Here is a 1,021-nt window from a genome sequence, read left to right on the forward strand (position 1 = left end):
CTTCGGTCTTGAGGAGAGTGTCGCGGAAGGCGGCGACTCTGTCGCGGAGGTCGCGCATGGCGTGGTGGTTGTGGCCGAAGACCTTGCCGACCCAGGCGTGTTTGAGGCTGCGGGCCTTTTCCCGCAGGGCCTGGCCTTGCTCGGTCAGGCGGATGCGGACCTGGCGTGCGTCGGTGGCGTCGCGCTGGCGCTGGACGAGACCGGCGGCCTCGAGGCGTTTCAGGAGTGGGGTGAGGGTGTTGCTTTCGAGGAAGAGGCGCTCGCCGATCTGGCTGACGGTGAGGTTGTCCTCGTGCCAGAGCACCAGCATGGCGAGGAACTGGGGGTAGGTGAGGCCGAGCTGGTCGAGGACCTTCTTGTTGGCGCGTGCGACGGCCTGGGCGGCGGAGTGCAGGGCGAAGCAGAGGTGGTCGTCGAGGCGGGGCGGGTCGTGGGAGGAGTGTGTCATGGGTGGGGGTCCTGCCTGTTGTTTGGGCATATAGATCGCGTACGACTGGATCGGGAAGGACAGGTCTGCATGGCAGCCATGCGGCGTTGTCTATCGCGCACGATCTAATCGCCGTCTATCTAGAGGTCCAACGGCGCCGCAGCGCGCTTCACCCCCACGGAGACACCCTCATGATCCGCACCGCCCTGCTTGCTTCCGCCCTGGCGCTCGCCAGCCTCACCGGCGCCCAGGCTGCCGGCCCCCGCCTGGTTGGCGGCGGCGACAATGCCGAGGTGGTCTATGACGCGCCGAGCGAGAATGTCGTCGGTGGCGGCACCGCCCGGCTGACCGGCGGCGGCGAGAACGCCCAGGTCAGCTATAGCGGCCCGACCCTGACCGCCCCCGGCACCGGGCTCATCGCCCGCCTGGTCGGCGGCGGCCCGGACCGCGAGCTGGTCTACGAGGCCCCGGCCGGCAGCAATGCCCGCCTCGCCGGCGCCCCGGCCAACCACGGCGGCTGAGCCCGCCGCTCAGCCGCCCCCGCTGGTGGTCCTCCCCAGCCAGCCAACCCCGGCCGCGCCAGGGCTCCCGCCC

General features: G+C 70.8%; 2 protein-coding genes. One reads left to right on the forward strand and one right to left on the reverse strand.

Annotated elements, in window-relative coordinates:
• A partial coding sequence (locus NJ376_RS28235) for a MarR family winged helix-turn-helix transcriptional regulator (RefSeq protein ID WP_252956682.1) occupies positions 1-448 on the reverse strand: 448 nt, incomplete at its 3' end.
• Positions 449-618: 170 nt separating this feature from the next.
• On the opposite strand from NJ376_RS28235, the gene NJ376_RS28240 reads away from it, so the two are divergent.
• Positions 619-948, forward strand: a complete 330-nt coding sequence (locus NJ376_RS28240) for a hypothetical protein (RefSeq protein WP_252956683.1) — start codon at positions 619-621, stop codon at positions 946-948.
• Positions 949-1,021 lie beyond the last annotated feature (73 nt).

Source organism: Siccirubricoccus soli (assembly GCF_024178315.1).
Lineage (GTDB): Bacteria > Pseudomonadota > Alphaproteobacteria > Acetobacterales > Acetobacteraceae > Siccirubricoccus > Siccirubricoccus soli.

Bases quoted from the DNA above. Each gene is read 5' to 3' on its own strand.
- NJ376_RS28240 (WP_252956683.1), top strand. From the start codon at position 619: ATGATCCGCACCGCCCTGCTTGCTTCCGCCCTGGCGCTCGCCAGCCTC.